The organism is Promicromonospora sp. NPDC050249, assembly GCF_040656015.1.
Classification (GTDB): domain Bacteria; phylum Actinomycetota; class Actinomycetes; order Actinomycetales; family Cellulomonadaceae; genus Promicromonospora.
On the sequence record NZ_JBFAKY010000002.1, the window covers coordinates 198,110 to 215,131 of the forward strand.

The following is a 17,022-nucleotide window of genomic DNA, read 5'->3' on the forward strand; positions in this document are numbered from 1 at the left end:
GGGCTCCACCAGCGGGCGGGGTGCCTCAGAGCTCTATCGAGTACATGCGGGAGCCCGTCGTCTTGACGTAGCCGAGGCTCGCGTACAGCCCGTGAGCGCCGCTCGGGTTGGCCGTGTCGACGTCGAGCGCCGCGTACTGCATACCCTCGGCGGCGAACGCGCGCATACCTGCGGCGAGCGTCGCGAGGGCGATCTTGCGGCCCCGGTAGGCACGCCGCGCGCCGAGCATGTCCGTGTACCCGAACGAGTACCCGCGCACCTCGAAGTCCTCGGTGTACCGGGCAGCGAGCTCGTAGCCCACCACCAGCGGCTCGCCGGCCCGGAGCGCCGCGGCGGTGTCTGCGTCGGTGTCGGGGTCGGCGAGCAGCGCGTCGACGTCGGGCGCCTCGTCGATGACCAGGAACGACCACTCCGGAGCGAAGCCGGCGCGCTGCGCCCACTGCTCCCGGGTCTGGGGCTGGCTGCCCCAGTGGTCGCGGAACGCGTCGTTGTGCGCCAGGCGGGTGGCCTCGGCGAGGTCCTCCGACCAGGGCACGAGCCGCAGCGAGCCGGTCAGCTCGACCTCGGGCACTGGTGCGGCGTCCGGCCCGGTGAGCGGGCGCGCCAGGTCGGAGTAGTAGCGGCGCACGCCGAACCCGGCCCGCTCGTAGAGCCGGTGCCTGGACGCGGGCGCGTCGTCCTCGGCGAACACGCCGATGCGGCCGGGCACGTCCTTGCGCGACGCCGCGAGCATCTGCCGGGCACGGCCCGTTCCCCAGGCCAGCAGCTCGCGGCCGATGCCCTCACCGCGGCGGTCGGGGTGCACCCCGCCCCAGCAGAACGCGCGGACCGTCGTCACGTCGCCGGGCGGGCTGTCCACCTGGGCCCAGGCGACGAGGGTTCCGTCGGGATCGAACCCGAGCAGCGAGTCCGCCGTCATGTCGCGCCACGCGCCCTCGAAGATCTCCTCGATCTCCTCCAGGGTCTCGACGTACGGCTCGGCGTCGGCCCGGGAGATGAGGTTGCGCAGCGCGAGCCAGGTGGGGGCGTCCTCGCGGGTGGCGGCGCGCCAGGTCAGGCCGCCTGCCGTGGGGATCGTCAGGGTCGCCGGCGCCGCGGCGCGCTCGGCGATCGGGGTGATGGTGGGGGTCTCGGTGCTCATGGTGGTCCTCAGAGTTCGATCGTGTGCAGGGTGGAGCCGTCGCTCTTCGTGTAGCCCAGCCGGGCGTACAGGGCGGGCGCACCCGTCGGGTTGTCGGTGTCGACGTCCAGCTCGGCGCGCTGCATGCCGTCGGCGGCGTAGACGTGCATCGCGTGCGTGAGCAGGGCGGCGGCGATGCGGCGCCCGCGGTACGCGCGGCGCACGCCGAGCAGCCCCGTGTAGCCCGCCGTGTAGCCCTGCGACTCCCAGTCGTGCTCGTACCGCTCGCCCCGGTGCAGCCCGACGACGTACGGCGTGCCCGGCGGCACCGTCGTGTCGCCGGGCCGCTCCTGCTCGGACCCCTCGTAGCGGACCGACTCGTCGATCACGACGAACGACCACTGCGGCGCGAACGCGCTGCGGTGGGCCCGCCACGACTCGGGCGTGCGCGGCTGGCTGCCCCAGTGGTCCCGGAACGCGTCGTTGCGGGCCAGCCGGGTCGCGTCCTCGAGCGCGTCGGACCACGGCACCAGCCGCAGCGGCGGCTCCAGCCCGATCGCGGGCACGGGCGCGCTCAGGTCGCGCAGCAGGTTGGCGTAGTACCGCATCGGCTCGTACCCCGCGGCGCGCAGCAGGTCGTGCCGCTCGGGCGGGTCGACGTCGCAGACGTGCGCGGTGATCCGGCCGGGCAGGCCGGCCAGCTCAGGGTCGGTGCCCGACGCCGCGAGCGCCTGCCGCGCACGGCCCGTGCCCCAGGCGAGCAGCTCGGTGCCGATGCCCTCGCCGCGGCGGGTGGGGTGCACTCCCCCGGTGACGGCGGCGCGCAGGAGGCTGACGCCGGCGGTGGGGTACCGCTCGACGGATCCGTGGGCGAGCATCGTGCCGTCGGCGTCCAGGCCCACGAGGGTGTCGGCGGCGGCGTCGAACACGGGCGCGTCGAACAGCTCCTCGACCTCGCCGGGCGAGATGAACCAGTCGCGGCCGTCTGCCTTCTCGACGGCGTTCATGAGCTCCGTGAGCGCGGGTACGTCCGCGCGCGTCCAGGGGCGCCAGGTCAGACCGCCCGCCGTCGGGACGGGCAGGGTGCGGGGTGCGGCGGCGCGTTCGGCGATCGTCGGACCGGTCACCGGGTCAGGCACGGCGGACAGGCCGGACGGGTTCGTGGACATACAGCCACGCTAGGCGACCGGCCCGCACCCGGCACGGGATTTTGCGGGTGGTCAGCGCAGCACGATCACGAGCTGGGTCAGCAGGGGTGCCACGAGAAGGGCGGGCAGCAGGTCGCCGACCGGGATCTGCTTGACGTGCAGCAGCCGCAGGCCGATGCCCACCAGCATCAGGCCGCCCGTCGCCGTCAGGGCGGCGATGTGGGCGTCGGGCAGCACCGACCCGAGCAGCACACCGGCCAGCGTCACCAGCCCCTGCACGACGGCCACCGACACAGCGGACAGCAGCACCCCGACACCGAACGACGACGCGAACGCGAGCGCCGCGAAGCCGTCGAGGACGGACTTCAGCAGGAGCTGGTCGATGCCGCGGCCGAGGCCGTCGGACAGCGACCCGAGGATCGCGAGCGGCCCGACGCAGAACAGCAGTGACGCGGTGAGCCATCCCTCGATGAACCGCTCGCGCGCGGTGTGGTCCTGGCCGGTCTCGGTGGCGTCGACGAGCACCGGACGCCGGGACGTGCGCGCGCCGTCGGACCGCCGGGCCAGCCAGCCCTGGATGGTGCCGGCCAGCGCCTCGAGACGCGTCTCGATCCGCAGCAGCGAGCCCGCGATGCCGCCGATCAGCAGCGAGCCGAGCACGATCAGCACGGGGGCGCCGCTGCCCGTGGCCGCGACGAAGGCAGCGTCGGTGACCGCCATCGCCGACAGCGCGGCGACGAGCAGGGTCACCAGGCCGAGGATGTCGGTCACCACCGCATGGGTGCGCTGGGGCAGCCGGTGCCCCACGGCCATGCCCAGCAGCGACCCGACGACAATCGTCCCGACATTGATCAGCGTGCCCAGCCCGGGGAGGTCGACGTCCACCGCGCGAGCCTAGCCGCCGGCCGGGGTCTCCCCTGTCGTCGCCAGCCGCTCGAAGAGCGCGGAGGTGATGCCGCCGCCGTCCTCGCCCAGGTCCCAGCCGTCCCCCGCTGAGCGGTTCGCCACCCAGAACACGAACGTGTCGCCCGCCGGGTCGCGGGCGATCTCTCCGTAGGACCAGCCGTTGCCCCCGTTGTGCCACAGGATGCTCGGGTCCTCCGGGTCGTCGACCACCCAGCCGTAGGCGTAGTACGTCTCGTCGGGCTCCTCGCGCACGCGCGGCTCGAACAGCTCCCGCTTGGCGTCCTCGTCCAGGACCACGTCACCGAGCAGCGCGACGTGCCAGCGGAACATGTCCCGGGGTGTGGAGAGCAGGCCGCCATTGCCCCGGAGGTTCCAGTACGGACCGTCGTCGGCCCACGGCTGGTCGAGCGGTGTGCCGTGGGACTTCCCTTCGGCGTCGTACTGCGCGGCCACCTGTTCCTTCGACCAGTCCGGCAGCCGGTAACCCGTGCGGCTCATGCCCGCCGGTACGAACAGGTGCTCGGCGAGGTACGCCTCGTAGTCCTGGCCGGACGCCTCCTCGACGACGGCGGTCAGCAGGCTGTAGCCGACGTTCGAGTACAGGTACGTCGTCCCGGGCCGGGACAGCAGCTCGGAGCCCAGCGCCTCGCGCAGGAAGGCGTCGCGGGTCAGCGGCTCGTCGTCGGAACCGAGCGAGTCCAGGAACCCCGAGGAGTGGGTCAGCAGCTGCTCGATCGTGACGGACCGCTTGTCCGCCGGGACGTCCGGGAGGTGGTCCGCGAGCGGGTCGGAGACGTCGAGCAGGCCGTCCATGGCCAGCCGCACGATCGCCGCCGCGGTGAACTGCTTGGTCATCGACCCGATGTCGAAGACGGTGTCGCAGCCGGGGGCCTCCCCGGAGCCCGGGTCGGGGTCACCCCAGCCCTGGCACAGGTCCATCGTCGTACCCCGCCCCGCGACGAGGGCGCCGCTGGAGCCGGCCGGGAGGGCGTCGCCCAGGATGGACTCCGTCGACTCCACCGGCTCGGTCGGCCCGGTCGACTCCGTCGGCTCTGCCGGTCCGGTCGGCTCGACGTCGCCGCCAGGGTCGCCGCACCCGGCGACGCCTGCCAGCAGCGCGAGCACCACCAGGCCACGCGCGAGCCGTCGTCCGTGTGCTGCAGGTCCTGCCTGGTTGCCGCGCGTCGTCGTCACGACCGCCATTGTTCTGGGCGGGGGCACTCGGCGCACTGAAAGCCGTGCCGCCCAGGAGTGCCTGCGGCCATACGCGGCCTGCGCATGAGAAGGGCCGGGGAGAACGTACGCGATCGGGGTCTGTTGCTCTGAGTAGACGTTGTCTACTCAGAGCAACTGACCCCCAGCGCGTAGCCATTCTCCGGCCGCGTGCTCACAGGGCGTCAGGCGCGCCAGAGCTCAGTGCCAACCGGAGCTCAGTGCACCGAGAAGCCGCCGTCGACGAACAGCGAGTGGCCCGTGACGTAACCCGACGCCCCGCTCGCGAGGAAGACGGCGGCGCCTGCGAAGTCCTCGGGCACGCCGTTGCGGCCCACCGTCGTGCGGGCGGCGAGCGCCCCCACCCGTTCGGCGTCGTCCTGCAGGCGCTGGTTCAGGGGCGTGAGGACAAACCCGGGCACGAGCGTGTTCGCGGTGACGCCGCGCGACGACCAGGCCTCGGACTGGGAGCGGGCGAGGGATTCGAGGCCGCCCTTGGAGACGCCGTAGGCGCCGCTGTCGACGAACGAGCGGTGCGCCTGCTGCGAGGAGATGTGGATGAGCCGGCCGAAGCCACGCTCCGCCATGCCGGGCGCGAACCGCTGGCCGAGCAGGAACGGCGCCTCGAGGTTGACGGTCATGGTGACGTCCCAGATCTCCTGGTCGACGTCGCCCAGGTGCGGGCGCAGGTTGATGCCAGCGCTGTTGACGAGGATGTCGGGCTCCCCCGCGGCCGCGGCGATGCCGTCGGCGGCGGCGTGGATGCCGTCGCGGGTGGAGAGGTCCGCGATCACCGTCTCGACGGCGCAGCCGCGTTCCCGCAGGCCGGCGGCGACGTCGTCGAGCCGCTCGCCGCCGCGGGCCACGAGCACCGTGCGTGCCCCGGCCTGTGCGAGGGCCTCGGCGATGGCCCGCCCGATGCCGGAGCTGCCGCCGGTCACGACGGCGGTGCGCCCCTCGAGAGAGAACAGCGAGGCGAGGTAGTCGTGCGTCGTCATGGCCGGGACGATACCCGCGCCATACCGCCAGCCGGGCACGCACGGCACCGGCGTCGGGCCAAGGCTTACGCTGCCGAGGTGACCGCACTCCCCGCCGCTGTGCCCGCCGAACTGCCCGCTCTCGCCGAGCGTTCCGCCGCCCTGCTGGACGCCATGCGCACGCGCGTGGTCGTGGCCGACGGCGCCATGGGCACGATGATCCAGGCGGCGAACCCGACCCTTGAGGACTACGAGGGCCTGGAGGGCTGCAACGAGATCCTGACCGTCTCGCGGCCGGACATCATCGCGGGCGTGCACGACGCGTTCCTCGAGGTCGGCGTGGACGCCATCGAGTCGAACACGTTCGGCGCCAACTGGTCGAACCTGTCGGACTACGGCATCGACGACCGCATCCGCGAGCTGGCCCGCAAGGGTGCGGCGATCGCCCGCGAGCGCGCCAACGCGCACGCGACGCCGGACAAGCCGCGCTGGGTGCTGGGCTCCATGGGCCCGGGCACCAAGCTGCCGTCGCTGGGGCACACCACGTACGCGCACCTCCGGGACACGTTCGCGGAGCAGGCGGCCGGCCTGATCGAGGGCGGCGCGGACGCGCTGATGATCGAGACCAGCCAGGACCTGCTACAGGCCAAGGCCGCGGTGACGGGCTCCCGGCAGGCGATGGCCGACGTCGGGCAGCGGGTCGCGATCATCGTGTCGGTGACCGTTGAGACCACCGGGACCATGCTCATGGGCTCGGAGATCGGCGCGGCGCTGGTGGCGCTGCAGGCGCTGGGCATCGATTCCATCGGCATGAACTGCGCCACGGGCCCGGAGCAGATGAGCGAGCACCTGCGGCACCTGTCGCAGCACGCGGAGATCCCGGTGGCGTGCATGCCCAACGCGGGTCTGCCGGTGCTGGGGCCGAACGGCGCGTCGTACCCGCTCACCCCGGAGGAGCTCGCCGCCGCGCACACGCAGTTCGCGCGCGAGTTCGGCCTGGGTCTGGTGGGCGGCTGCTGCGGCACGACGCCGGAGCACATGCGGCTCGTGGTCGAGGCCGTGGGCGGGCGTCCCGTGGCGGAGCGCGCGCCGGTGCGCGAGAACGCCGTCGCCTCGCTGTACTCCGCGACGGACCTGCGCCAGGAGACGAGCTTCCTCGCGATCGGCGAGCGCACCAACGCGAACGGCTCCAAGGCGTTCCGCGAGGCGATGCTCGAGAGCCGCTGGGACGACGTCGTCGACATCGCCCGGGCGCAGACGCGTGACGGCGCGCACCTGCTGGACGTGTGCGTGGACTACGTCGGGCGCGACGGCGTGGAGGACGTGCGCGCGGTCGTGTCCCGGCTGGCCTCCGCCTCGACGCTCCCGCTGGTCATCGACTCCACCGAGCCGGCGGTGATCCGCGCCGGCCTGGAGCTGCTGGGCGGCCGCGGTGTGGTCAACTCGGTGAACTTCGAGGACGGCGAGGGGCCGACGTCGCGGTTCGGCCGGATCATGCCGGCGGTCGTGGAGCACGGCGCCGCCGTCGTCGCGCTGACCATCGACGAGGAGGGACAGGCGCGCACCGCCGACCACAAGGTCGCCATCGCCTCCCGGCTGATCGACACCCTCGTGGGCGAGTGGGGCATGCGCGTGGACGACATCATCGTCGACGCCCTCACCTTCCCCATCGCCACGGGCCAGGAGGAGACGCGGCGCGACGGGATCGAGACCATCGAGGCGATCCGGCGCATCACCCAGAAGTACCCCGGCGTGCACACCACGCTCGGCGTCTCCAACGTGTCGTTCGGGCTCAACCCGGCGGCGCGCGCCGTGCTGAACTCGGTGTTCCTGCACGAGGCGACGGCGGCTGGGCTGGACTCGGCGATCGTGCACGCGGCGAAGATCCTGCCGCTGTCCTCGATCCCGGACGAGCAGCGGCAGACGGCGCTGGACCTGGTCTGGGATCGCCGCGAGTGGGACGACGACGGCAACCTCACCTACGACCCCCTGTCGAAGCTGCTCGACCTGTTCGAGGGCGTCGACGCCGGGGCGATCCGGGATGCCCGTGCCGCCGAGCTGGCGGGGCTGCCCGTGGGCGAGCGGCTCGCGCGGCGCATCATCGACGGCGCCCGCAAGGGCCTGGAGCCCGACCTCGACGAGGTGCTCGGTGCGGGCATGAAGGCGCTGGACATCGTCAACGACCACCTGCTGGAAGGCATGAAGGTGGTCGGCGAGCTGTTCGGCAAGGGCGAGATGCAGCTGCCGTTCGTGCTGCAGTCGGCGGAGGTGATGAAGGCCGCCGTCGCGCTGCTGGAGCCGCACATGGAAAAGGTCGAGGGCGACCAGACCAAAGGCACGATCGTGCTGGCGACGGTGCGCGGCGACGTGCACGACATCGGCAAGAACCTCGTGGACATCATCCTCACGAACAACGGCTACAAGGTGGTGAACATCGGCATCAAGCAGCCGGTGAGCGCCATGATCGACGCCGCGATCGAGCACGACGCCGACGTCATCGGCATGTCGGGGCTGCTGGTGAAGTCGACGGTGGTGATGAAGGAGAACCTGGAGGAGCTGGCCTCACGCGGGTACGACAAGCGGTGGCCGGTGCTGCTGGGCGGCGCCGCGCTGACGCGGACCTATGTCGAGGACGACCTCGCCGGGGCCTTCCCTGGTGTCGTGCGGTACGCGAAGGACGCGTTCGAGGGGCTGCGGCTCATGGAGCCCCTGGTGCGCGTTGCGCGTGGGGCTGCGCCCGACGACGTCGGGCTGCCGGCGCTGAAGAAGCGGCGGCACGCGGTGGTGACGGTGACGCAGACCCCTGTGGAGTCGCTGCCTGCGCGGTCTGACGTCGCGGCGGACAACCCGGTGCCCGACCCGCCGTTCTGGGGCACGCGGATCGTCAAGGGCGTGCAGCTCTCCGAGTACGCCGCGTTCCTGGACGAGCGGGCCACGTTCATGGGGCAGTGGGGGCTCAAGCCGGGGCGGTCCTCGGACGGTGCGTCGTACGAAGAGCTTGTCGAGACCGAGGGGCGGCCACGGCTCGCGGAGTGGATGGACCGCATCCTGACGGACCAGATCATGGACCCGACGGTGGTGTACGGGTACTTCCCGGTGTGGTCGGAGGGGAACGACGTCGTGGTGGCGCACCACGGGGAGCTCTCCGGGATCGGGGCGCCCGACGGCGGGTCCGGTGGTGCTGTCGGGGCTGAACGGCTGCGGTTCCACTTCCCGCGACAGCGTCGGGACCGGCACCTGTGTCTTGCTGACTTTGTTCGGCCACGTGAGTGGGTCGAGGAGACCGGGCGGTTCGATGTGCTGCCGGTGCAGCTGGTGACCGTCGGGGACTCCGTTGCTGCGCACACCGGCCGGCTCTTTGAGGCCAACAAGTACCGGGAGTACATGGAGCTGCACGGACTGTCCGTGCAGCTGACCGAGGCGCTGGCCGAGTTCTGGCATGCGCGGGTGCGGTCGGAGCTCGGGTTCGCTGCCGAGGAACCTGCCGGGGTCGAGGGGATGTTCAAGCTGGAGTACCGCGGGGCGCGGTTCTCGCTGGGGTATCCCGCGTGTCCCGAGATGGAGGACCGGCACAAGGTGGTGGAGCTGCTGCGGCCGGAGCGGGTCGGGGTCACTCTTTCCGAGGAACTGCAGCTGCATCCGGAGCAGTCGACGGATGCGTTCGTGTTCCACCACCCGGAGGCGAAGTACTTCTCCGTGTGACTTCTGGGGTGATGGCAGTCCGGCGAGGTCAAGCGGCGACCTGGTCAGCGGCACCGGTCTCGCGCTCCTGGTCGGAACCGCCCGGGTACTCCTGGAAGCAGGCGACAAGGAACATACGGCTGCCGACTCGTGAGCATCGCCTCAGCAGATCATGCTGCCTGCCCTGACCTGAAAGCGGATCAGGGAAGTGCCCCGGCTCGTTTGATCGTCCTCATGAGCGGGGCAGTTTCTATCTCGCGGATCAGCGGCAGTGCGCCGACCCGCTCGGTGAGGTAGCGGTACAGATCTGGCCCGTCCCGGCACACGACAGCGGCGAGGACGTTGGTCGTACCGGTGGTGGCCGCGCAGAACGCGACCTCCGGATGTGCGGAGATCGCCGCGCCGACCTCAGCCAGGTGCGACGGCGCCACAGCGGCCCACAGTCGCGCTTGCGCGTGAAAGCCCAGCGCTCTTTCGTTCAGATCGACGTCAAAAAAGAGGACACCCCCTGCGCGCAACGCTTCGAGCCGGCGCGCAACCGTCGATTCCGACCAACCGGTGGCAGCAGCGAGGACCGGGTACGAGGCCCTCCCCTCACGGGACAGCGCCTCCAGCAACGGGCGGTCGGCATCACTGACCGCGCTGGCTTCCCCACCCCGAGGCACGCCGGCGCTCAAGGTGACGGCTTGCTCGTCATCCAGGACGTGCAAGGTTCGGAACCCGCTCCCGTTGCTGCTGAACACGTGCAAGACGTTGTGCGCGGTCACCGATACGACGGGCGCTGTGCGCTGCAGCCGCTCCAGGATGAGTTCGTCACTCTCCTCGGCGGACCAGGAGTGCAGACTCGCCGTGATCTCTGTGCCCCCGGAGACCAGGTGTACCCATTGGGTGTCCTCGCGGCGGGCGAGAGCACGGGCCACCTCGCTCGCCGCACCGGGCCGGCAACGCACCCGCACGACCCAGCTCGCTCCGCCGAGCGCAACCGGGTTCACCGAACCCACCACCCGAACGACGCCGGCCTCGCGCAGCCTCGCGTAGCGACGCGCGACGGTTCGTTCCGATACGCCCAGCACGTATCCGAGCCGCGCGAACGGCACGCGCCCGTCGACGATCAGACCATGCACCAGCGCACGGTCGAGCTCGTCGAACTGGATTGGTTTGTTCCGCATGACGCTCCCGGTCGTGTCGCTGCTGTGGCCGGACCGCACGTCGACCTGACGCTTTCCGTCATCCAGGAGCCATTATTGCCTGTTTCACGCACCATCGACCGTCTGGCTACTGATCCTGTCGCATCCGGAGCGAGGGTGGTCACACGAGTTCCCACGGTGACCACCTTGGTTCACCGAACGATGCGGAGGCGGCAATGACCGAACAGAGCTCCTGGTCCGACCCCAACGGCTGGGCCAGGACCCAGGTCGAGCAGATCCTGAAGACAGGCACGACCGAGGGCATCGACGTGCAGGGCAGGCCGATCGTGCTGCTCACGATGCGCGGCGCGAAGTCCGGGAAGGAGCGCCGCACGCCGGTCATGCGTGTCGAGCGCGACGGGCACTACGCGATCGTCGCCTCCAAGAGCGGAGCTGCGGAACATCCCATCTGGTACCACAACATCAAGGCACATCCCGAGATCCAGCTCCAGGACGGCACCGAGACCCGAACCTTCGTCGCCCGCGAGGTGCACGGCAGAGAGCGAGCCGAGTGGTGGGACCGCGCCGTCGAGACCTACCCGCAGTACGCCGACTACCAGACCAGGACCAGCCGCACGATCCCGGTCCTCGTCCTGGAGCCCCGATAGTTCGCGCTCACGGCGAGGGCGACCTTGTTGCGCCGTGGCGCGTCCCCTATCGTCGCGCCCATGAGCCGGACCGAGAACCTCGTCCGTGTCGTCTCCTATCTCGCCCTGATCGCCGGGATACCTGCGACGCTCGTCCTTGGCTGGATCCTGTTCGTACCCGGCGAAGCCGTCTGCGACGGCGCCACCATGAGCCCTGGGCAGACCTGCGGTCTGCCTTTCGCCGAGGGCGACTCGTACGAGCAGATGGTCACCGAGACCACCGTGCGACGTGCGCTCGCCCATGTAGCGGTCGGGCTGGCCGCCCTTGGCATCGTCGGAGTGGCCGGGATCGAGACCTACCGGCACAAGCAAGGCCCGGCGCCGGAATGGTTCACGCCGGAAACGACGCTCGGCGACAAGTCGTTCAACATCGCACCACAGGTGCTGACGCGGGCGCTCACCACGTACACCGCACGACTCGCCGATCATCAGGCCACGCTCGGCCCCGACCACCCCGAGACACTGACCTGGCGGTATAACCTCGCCAACGTGCTGGTGCTGGCGGGAGACACGACCCGAGCCGTCTCGCTCTACGAGTCGGTGGCGGCTGCCCGAGGTCACACCCTTGGTCCAGACCACCCGGACACGTTCGCAGCCCAGGCGGGTGTGGCCTACGCGCACGCCATGAGCGACGACCCGGATAAGGCGATCCCGCTGGCGCAGGGGTTGCTGGCTCGAGGCAGCCGGATCCTGCCGGTGCATGACCCCCGGATCCGGACGGCAAGCCGTTCCCTGAGCCTTGCCGAGGCTCGCGTGGCGAACGACGGCGGCGATGGACCCCGGCCGCCCGCCTCCTGATGAAGCGCGGCACCACCGGGCAGCGGCGTTCTTACCTCCGCTGCGTCCTCGCCTGACTCCCCTATGCTCACGGTCACAGAGTGCAGGTCGCCCCGTCGTCAGGCACCGTCAGGTCGATGAGGTACGCGGCCGCGAGTTCATCCACACAGGGGCTTCGCCCGGTGCCGACGACCGTGTGCCCATCGCCCTCCACGGTCAGCAGCGCGCTCCCCAACGTGCGGGCGAGGTTGACCGCTCCCTCGTGAGGTGTGGTCGGATCACCCGTGATCGACACGACCAGTGTGGCCGGAAGCCCGTCCACATCCTGGGCGTACGGGATGCCGAGGTCCGGCTCGACCGGCCAGTGCTCGCACGGGTCACGTACACCCCGGGTCACGTCGACACCGGGATCCAGGAAAGGCGCCCGCTCGTACCCGGCCTCACGCAGTTCCGCACCCTCTTCCGGTGTCAGACGCTCCTCGTCCATGCAGCTGATGGCGACCTGCGCCTCAAGGGCATTCGGCGTAGTGCCGTCGGCGTCACGCGTGCCGTAGTCGTAGACCAACTGCATGAGCTCATCACCTCGACCTCGGCGAACCTCCGCGAGACCGTCGATGATGCGCGGCCACGCCGTCGGCCTTCTCAGCCCGGTCGAGACTGCCCAGATCGCTTCGTCGGGTCCCAGCTCCTGGTCCAGCGCCGGCACGGGGTCCTCGCGCAACGGATAGACGATCGCCCGGAACGCCGCGGTCCATCCGGCCGGGTCCGTGCCGAGCGGGCAGTCATCCTGGTCCGCGCAGGATGCCGCCATCGCCTCGAACGCCACCTGGAAACCCTCGTAGGCAGCCAGCGATCGCTCTACCTTGCCCTGGGCCGGGTCGATCCCGCCGTCCAGCACCATGGCACGAACACGATCAGGGAACTCCTCGGCATAGACAGCGCCGAGGCGCGTGCCGTAGCTCTGGCCCAGGAAGGTGAGCTTCTCCTCCCCCAGCACAGCCCGCAGCACGTCCATGTCCTTCGCGGTGGTCCGCGTTCCGAGCTGCGCCAGGGCGTGCATCCCGCCGGAACCGTCGGCACAGCGTTCGACGATTGCCCGGGTCTCCGGCTCGGTCAGCTGTGGAACGAGCCGGCCGAGCTCTTCGAAGGCCTCGTCACCGTCCGCGTCACCGCCCTCGGTGTAGCAGTCCACCGCTGGCTGGGTCGCCCCCACCCCGCGCGGATCGAAGCCGACGATGTCGAACCGTTCAGTGATCCGGCTGTCCGCCAGCCCCTGAGACAGTGCGAGCCCACCGGTCAGGCCGGACATTCCCGGACCACCAGGATTGAACACCAGGGAGCCGATCGCGTCGCCGCGTGCGGCGACTCGCACGACCGCCACGGAGGCCACCTCGCCTGCTGGGTTCGCGTAGTCCAACGGCACCGCGAGCCGGGCGCACTGCGCGTCGGACGCCCGCCTGAAGATGATCGACTCCCCCGTGGTCGTGGCGTAGTCCGCACACTCTTCCCAGGCCAGATCCTGGTCGTAGAAGCGCTCGAGTCCATCCGTCCGAGCATCGCCGTCCGGAGCAGGCTCGTCAGAGCCGCCGAGCGTGCAGGAGGCGATCGATGCGGCGATCATCAGCGCCCCGGTGACCCGAAGCATTCTTCTCTTCGTGCGAGGGCGGGTCACCGGACACTCCAATGATCGGCAGGTCGTCTCCTGCACGGGATGTGTCTCACGATCCGCTCCGCTGTCCGTGATGCTGGGCGACAACAGGATCCCATCCGTGACGCGAACCGGGCCATCGTGTTCGCGCCCTTCGTGAAGGTCGCGGCCAGGACGATCGGCAGACGGACCCGAGAGTCGAAGCCCGCCCAGACGGTGATCCGCACTGGCCATCGGGACAGCGGTGCCTCACCGGATGACAGAGTTCACGTACCCGTGAGACCGGCGAGACAAGCCTGGGACTTGCGATCGTCCGACAGATCGTCGAGGCCCACGGCGGCAACGTGCGGGCGCAGATCACCCCCGCACGGGATCCGTCTTCACAGATCAGCCTCCCCCGAGACGGGCAGCCGTCGGTGTGATCCGGTGGTCTGACGGCCCCGTGGGGGCGCACAACGACGCGGCGCCCCGTTCAGCGGTGGGAGCGGCCCCCAGCCGTCGAGGCGGGGAGCCGCTCCGCCCTCCAGGGTCGCTCAGCCGGTGACGGCCAGCTGCGGCGACTCCCCGGGAACCGTCGGCACCGGACGAGGCTCCGTCTGGTCGGCGGGCTCCGGCTTCGACTCGTCACGCATGGTCGGTGCGGGTGCCGGCGCGGGAGCAGTGCTCGGCTCGGCCGAGACGTCCATCGGGGTGGACGGAGCCGGCGACGCCTCCGCCGGAGCCGCAGGCTCGGGAGCGGTGTCGGTGGGAGCCGACGGCACGCGCGCTTCCTCGGCGGAAGCAGACGGCGCGGTCGACGGCGGTTCCGGCACCGCCGCACTGGCCGTCGTGCATGCCGTGGCCAGCAGCACGACGGCGAGCGCGCTGCCCGCGGCGCCGATACCCCGCGAGGCGGTGCTCCAGACGGTACGGCGGCGCCGGGCCGGGTTGGAGCGGTCGGACGGGTCTGATGAGTTTCGGTTGAGAGTCACACAGCGTTCAATGTCCACCGGTGCGGGGAGCATGACGCCTCCAGGCCGTGACGTGGTTCATACGAGCCGGGTGTCATGGTGAGGCGTTGCCGGACACCTGCCCGCGAGCCGCGTCAGGCCGGCAGCTCCACCGGGAACGGCTCCGCGAAATCCGCCGAGCGGCTCACGGCAGCCCATCGGAGATCCGACTCCAGCAGCCGGCGGTCCTGCGCGACGGACATCTCGGTGGCGTTCACACCGAGCGGCAGGTTGGCCGGCAGGTCGTCCCGCTTGGCCAGCGCGACGAGGATCTGGGCGGCCCGGTCGGGGTCGCCGGCCGCACCGGCACCGCCCTGGCGCATGTGCGCGTTCATGGCGCCGACGGTGGACTCGTACCCGGCAGGGGCGTCGTGCACGGTCATGGAGGCGCCGGCCCAGTCGGTGGCGAACCCGCTCGGCTCGACGACGAGCACCTTGACGCCGAACGGCGCCGTCTCGACGCGCAGCACCCGGCTGAAGCCGTCGATGGCGAACTTCGCGGCCTGGTAGGACGCGATGCCGGGCGAGCCGCCGACCCGTCCGCCCGTCGACGAGAACTGGATCACAAGGCCGCCACCCTGCTCGCGGAGCAGCGGGATCGCCGCCTTGGAGACGTTGTAGACGCCCCAGAAGTTGGTCTCGAACTGGGTGCGGAAGTCGGCGTCGTCGGTGGTCTCGATGGGCGACACGTTGGCGTAGCCCGCGTTGTTGACGATCACGTCGATCCGGCCGAAGCGAGCCGCGGTCTCGGCGAGCGCGGCACGGGCCGCGTCCTGGTCGGTGACGTCGAGCCGGAGCGGGAGCACCCGGTCGCCGTACTCGGCCACGAGATCGTCGAGCTGTTCGGGCCGCCGCGCGGTGGCGGCCACCCGATCGCCGGCGGCGAGCGCGGCGGTAGCGAGGGAGCGGCCGAGGCCGCGGGAGGAACCGGTGATGAACCATGTCTGCTGCATGCCTTTAATAAAACACTGTTGCCCTAACTTGCGCAACCCTGTTGCGCTAAGATGTGACCATGACGACTTCCGGGGACTTCCAGCGAGCGCGCTCCCCCGAGGCCAAGCTCGTCCGCGAGGCCGCCATCCTCGACGCCGCGCGCCGCCTCGGCGCCGAACGTGGCATCCGGGAGGTCACGCTGACCGACATCGCCGAGGCCGTCGGCATGCACAAGTCCGCGATGCTGCGGTACTTCGAGACGCGCGAGGAGATCTTCCTGCGGCTCACCGCCGAGGGCTGGCGGGACTGGGCCCCGGCGCTGGCCGAGCGGCTGCGCACCATCGAGCAGCCCGAGCCGGACGCCGTCGCCGCGGCCTTCGCCGGGACGCTCGCCGCCCGCCCGATGTTCTGCGACCTGCTCGCGCAGACGCCGCTGAACCTGGAGCGGAACGTGTCGGTCGAGAAGGTCCGCGAGTTCAAGCTCACGACCGGCGAGGGGCTTGGCCTGATCGTGCCGGCCGTCCGCACCGCTCTGCCCGGCCTGACGGAGCGGGACGGCGTCGACCTGATCGCGGCCGCGACGTCGATGGCCGGCACGTTCCACCAGATCGCCACGCCGGGACCTGAGGTCGCCGCTCTCTACCGCTCCGACCCCCGGCTCTCGCACGCCCTGGTCGACGTCGAACCGCGGCTCGCCCGGATCCTCGGGTCCATGCTGCGCGGCCTGACGGGACAGTAACCCGGCCCGGACTTTAGGAGCCGCGAGCACCTGTTCCCGGATATAACGGATAAATGACGCGGACACAGAGAGCGGCCCTCGGTAGCCGTGCTCGACGAATGACAGCCCTCACCGTGGCGGCAACGCTGACCGCCTCGTTGGGCCTCGCCGCGGTGACGACCACACGACCCGCCAGCGCGGCAGACAGCTCGGCAGACAGTGCGGCAGACCCTGTCCCCAGCTACGCGATGGGTATCCCAGGTAGGACCTGGGAGATCCTGAAGGCCACCGAGTGTGGTGAGGGGATCGGCGACGGCGGCAACCTCTTCGAGAACGGACGAATGTACGAGGGCAAGTGTCAGGGAGCGGTCGAGCCACCCCAGATCACCGGGGCCTGGAGCGAGACCTCGGACACGCGGGCGCTGACGTTCCGCACGGACAAGGACATCGAGCACGACGGCGCCCGCGACCGCACGGAGCTGGCGACGCCGCGCGGGTCCCTGCCCTTCCACACCAACGTGTGGGTCGGATTCGACATGCGCATCCCCGAGGGCGTCGACGACGTGACCGGCAGCGGTGCGTACGTGATGCAGCTGTGGCAGTGCACCGCGAACCCGATCGGCGGCGTGCGCATCCAGTCGGGCGCCGGCAACAGTCACAACCTCCAGTTCGTGCGCCGGGGCGACGAGCCGGGCGTGTCCGAGGGGTACTACAACACGTCGATGGCCACCAAGCCCCTCGTCCCCGGCGAGTGGCACTCCTTCGTCATCAAGTACCACGTGGAGCCCTACAGCCCCGGCGGGCCCAAGGGGCTGATCGAGGTCTGGCACAGGAAGGTCGGAGCGACCTACACCGAGACGAAGATCCTCGAGCGGGAGGACTACTTCGGCTACGGCCCGAATTCCGCGTGCGACGGCGAGTACTACGACGACTCCTTCCGGGTCAAGTACGGCATGTACAAGGACTACCAGCCGGGCGCGACGTTCCAGTCCGACTTCCGGAACGTGCGGATCGGCGCCAGCAAGAAAGAGGTACAGCCTTACTACCGCGACTGACCGCCAAGTGCTGAGCGCTCAGGA

At 70.7% G+C, this 17,022-nt stretch carries 14 protein-coding genes and 1 pseudogene; 6 read left to right on the forward strand and 9 right to left on the reverse strand.

Going from position 1 to position 17,022, the window contains the following annotated elements; all coding sequences use genetic code 11:
* Positions 1 to 25: 25 nt before the first annotated feature.
* The 5 genes from AB0I32_RS02495 to AB0I32_RS02515 form a co-directional block, all read right to left on the reverse strand.
* A complete protein-coding gene (locus tag AB0I32_RS02495) occupies positions 26 to 1,141 on the reverse strand; it encodes a GNAT family N-acetyltransferase (protein ID WP_357502488.1) in 1,116 nt (371 codons plus the stop codon).
* A gap of 8 nt (positions 1,142 to 1,149) precedes the next feature.
* Positions 1,150 to 2,289: a GNAT family N-acetyltransferase gene (locus AB0I32_RS02500; RefSeq protein ID WP_357502490.1), complete on the reverse strand. Its 1,140-nt coding sequence runs from the start codon at positions 2,287 to 2,289 to the stop codon at positions 1,150 to 1,152.
* A gap of 51 nt (positions 2,290 to 2,340) precedes the next feature.
* Positions 2,341 to 3,153: a DUF554 domain-containing protein gene (locus AB0I32_RS02505; protein WP_357502492.1), complete on the reverse strand. Its 813-nt coding sequence runs from the start codon at positions 3,151 to 3,153 to the stop codon at positions 2,341 to 2,343.
* 9 nt (positions 3,154 to 3,162) lie between these two features.
* A complete protein-coding gene (locus AB0I32_RS02510) occupies positions 3,163 to 4,368 on the reverse strand; it encodes a serine hydrolase domain-containing protein (RefSeq protein WP_357502494.1) in 1,206 nt (401 codons plus the stop codon).
* A gap of 236 nt (positions 4,369 to 4,604) precedes the next feature.
* On the reverse strand, positions 4,605 to 5,384 hold the full coding sequence (locus tag AB0I32_RS02515; RefSeq protein ID WP_357502496.1) for an SDR family oxidoreductase: 780 nt from the start codon (positions 5,382 to 5,384) through the stop codon (positions 4,605 to 4,607).
* A gap of 153 nt (positions 5,385 to 5,537) precedes the next feature.
* Between AB0I32_RS02515 and metH the strand changes: the two genes are divergently transcribed.
* Positions 5,538 to 9,065 (forward strand): methionine synthase, encoded by a 3,528-nt coding sequence (gene metH, locus AB0I32_RS02520; RefSeq protein ID WP_357502701.1) that lies wholly within the window; start codon positions 5,538 to 5,540, stop codon positions 9,063 to 9,065.
* Positions 9,066 to 9,244: 179 nt separating this feature from the next.
* Here metH and AB0I32_RS02525 read toward each other — a convergent pair whose 3' ends face one another.
* Positions 9,245 to 10,213, reverse strand: coding sequence for an Lrp/AsnC family transcriptional regulator (locus AB0I32_RS02525; protein WP_357502498.1), 969 nt, complete (start codon positions 10,211 to 10,213; stop codon positions 9,245 to 9,247).
* A 194-nt stretch (positions 10,214 to 10,407) separates the two neighbouring features.
* On the opposite strand from AB0I32_RS02525, the gene AB0I32_RS02530 reads away from it, so the two are divergent.
* Both AB0I32_RS02530 and AB0I32_RS02535 read left to right on the forward strand, forming a co-directional pair.
* The gene (locus AB0I32_RS02530) at positions 10,408 to 10,839 is read left to right on the forward strand and encodes a nitroreductase family deazaflavin-dependent oxidoreductase (RefSeq protein ID WP_357502500.1); all 432 of its coding nucleotides are present in this window, start codon (positions 10,408 to 10,410) and stop codon (positions 10,837 to 10,839) included.
* Between the two features lie 60 nt (positions 10,840 to 10,899).
* The gene (locus AB0I32_RS02535) at positions 10,900 to 11,676 is read left to right on the forward strand and encodes a tetratricopeptide repeat protein (protein WP_357502503.1); all 777 of its coding nucleotides are present in this window, start codon (positions 10,900 to 10,902) and stop codon (positions 11,674 to 11,676) included.
* A 73-nt stretch (positions 11,677 to 11,749) separates the two neighbouring features.
* Here AB0I32_RS02535 and AB0I32_RS02540 read toward each other — a convergent pair whose 3' ends face one another.
* The gene (locus tag AB0I32_RS02540) at positions 11,750 to 13,300 is read right to left on the reverse strand and encodes an alpha/beta hydrolase (RefSeq protein WP_357502505.1); all 1,551 of its coding nucleotides are present in this window, start codon (positions 13,298 to 13,300) and stop codon (positions 11,750 to 11,752) included.
* A 278-nt stretch (positions 13,301 to 13,578) separates the two neighbouring features.
* Between AB0I32_RS02540 and AB0I32_RS02545 the strand changes: the two are divergent.
* Positions 13,579 to 13,725: pseudogene (locus tag AB0I32_RS02545) on the forward strand (two-component sensor histidine kinase); the annotation flags it as partial.
* A 111-nt stretch (positions 13,726 to 13,836) separates the two neighbouring features.
* On the opposite strand, the gene AB0I32_RS02550 reads toward AB0I32_RS02545, so the two are convergent.
* Positions 13,837 to 14,274 carry a hypothetical protein gene (locus tag AB0I32_RS02550; RefSeq protein WP_357502507.1) on the reverse strand — a complete coding sequence of 146 codons (438 nt, stop codon included), beginning with the start codon at positions 14,272 to 14,274 and terminating at the stop codon, positions 13,837 to 13,839.
* 113 nt (positions 14,275 to 14,387) lie between these two features.
* On the reverse strand, positions 14,388 to 15,245 hold the full coding sequence (locus tag AB0I32_RS02555) for an SDR family NAD(P)-dependent oxidoreductase (protein ID WP_357502509.1): 858 nt from the start codon (positions 15,243 to 15,245) through the stop codon (positions 14,388 to 14,390).
* Positions 15,246 to 15,304: 59 nt separating this feature from the next.
* Here AB0I32_RS02555 and AB0I32_RS02560 point away from each other — a divergent pair, with 59 nt between their 5' ends.
* Together AB0I32_RS02560 and AB0I32_RS02565 are read left to right on the forward strand one after the other, a co-directional pair.
* Positions 15,305 to 15,964: a TetR family transcriptional regulator gene (locus tag AB0I32_RS02560; RefSeq protein WP_357502511.1), complete on the forward strand. Its 660-nt coding sequence runs from the start codon at positions 15,305 to 15,307 to the stop codon at positions 15,962 to 15,964.
* A gap of 98 nt (positions 15,965 to 16,062) precedes the next feature.
* Positions 16,063 to 16,998, forward strand: coding sequence for a heparin lyase I family protein (locus tag AB0I32_RS02565; protein ID WP_357502513.1), 936 nt, complete (start codon positions 16,063 to 16,065; stop codon positions 16,996 to 16,998).
* Positions 16,999 to 17,022: the final 24 nt, after the last annotated feature.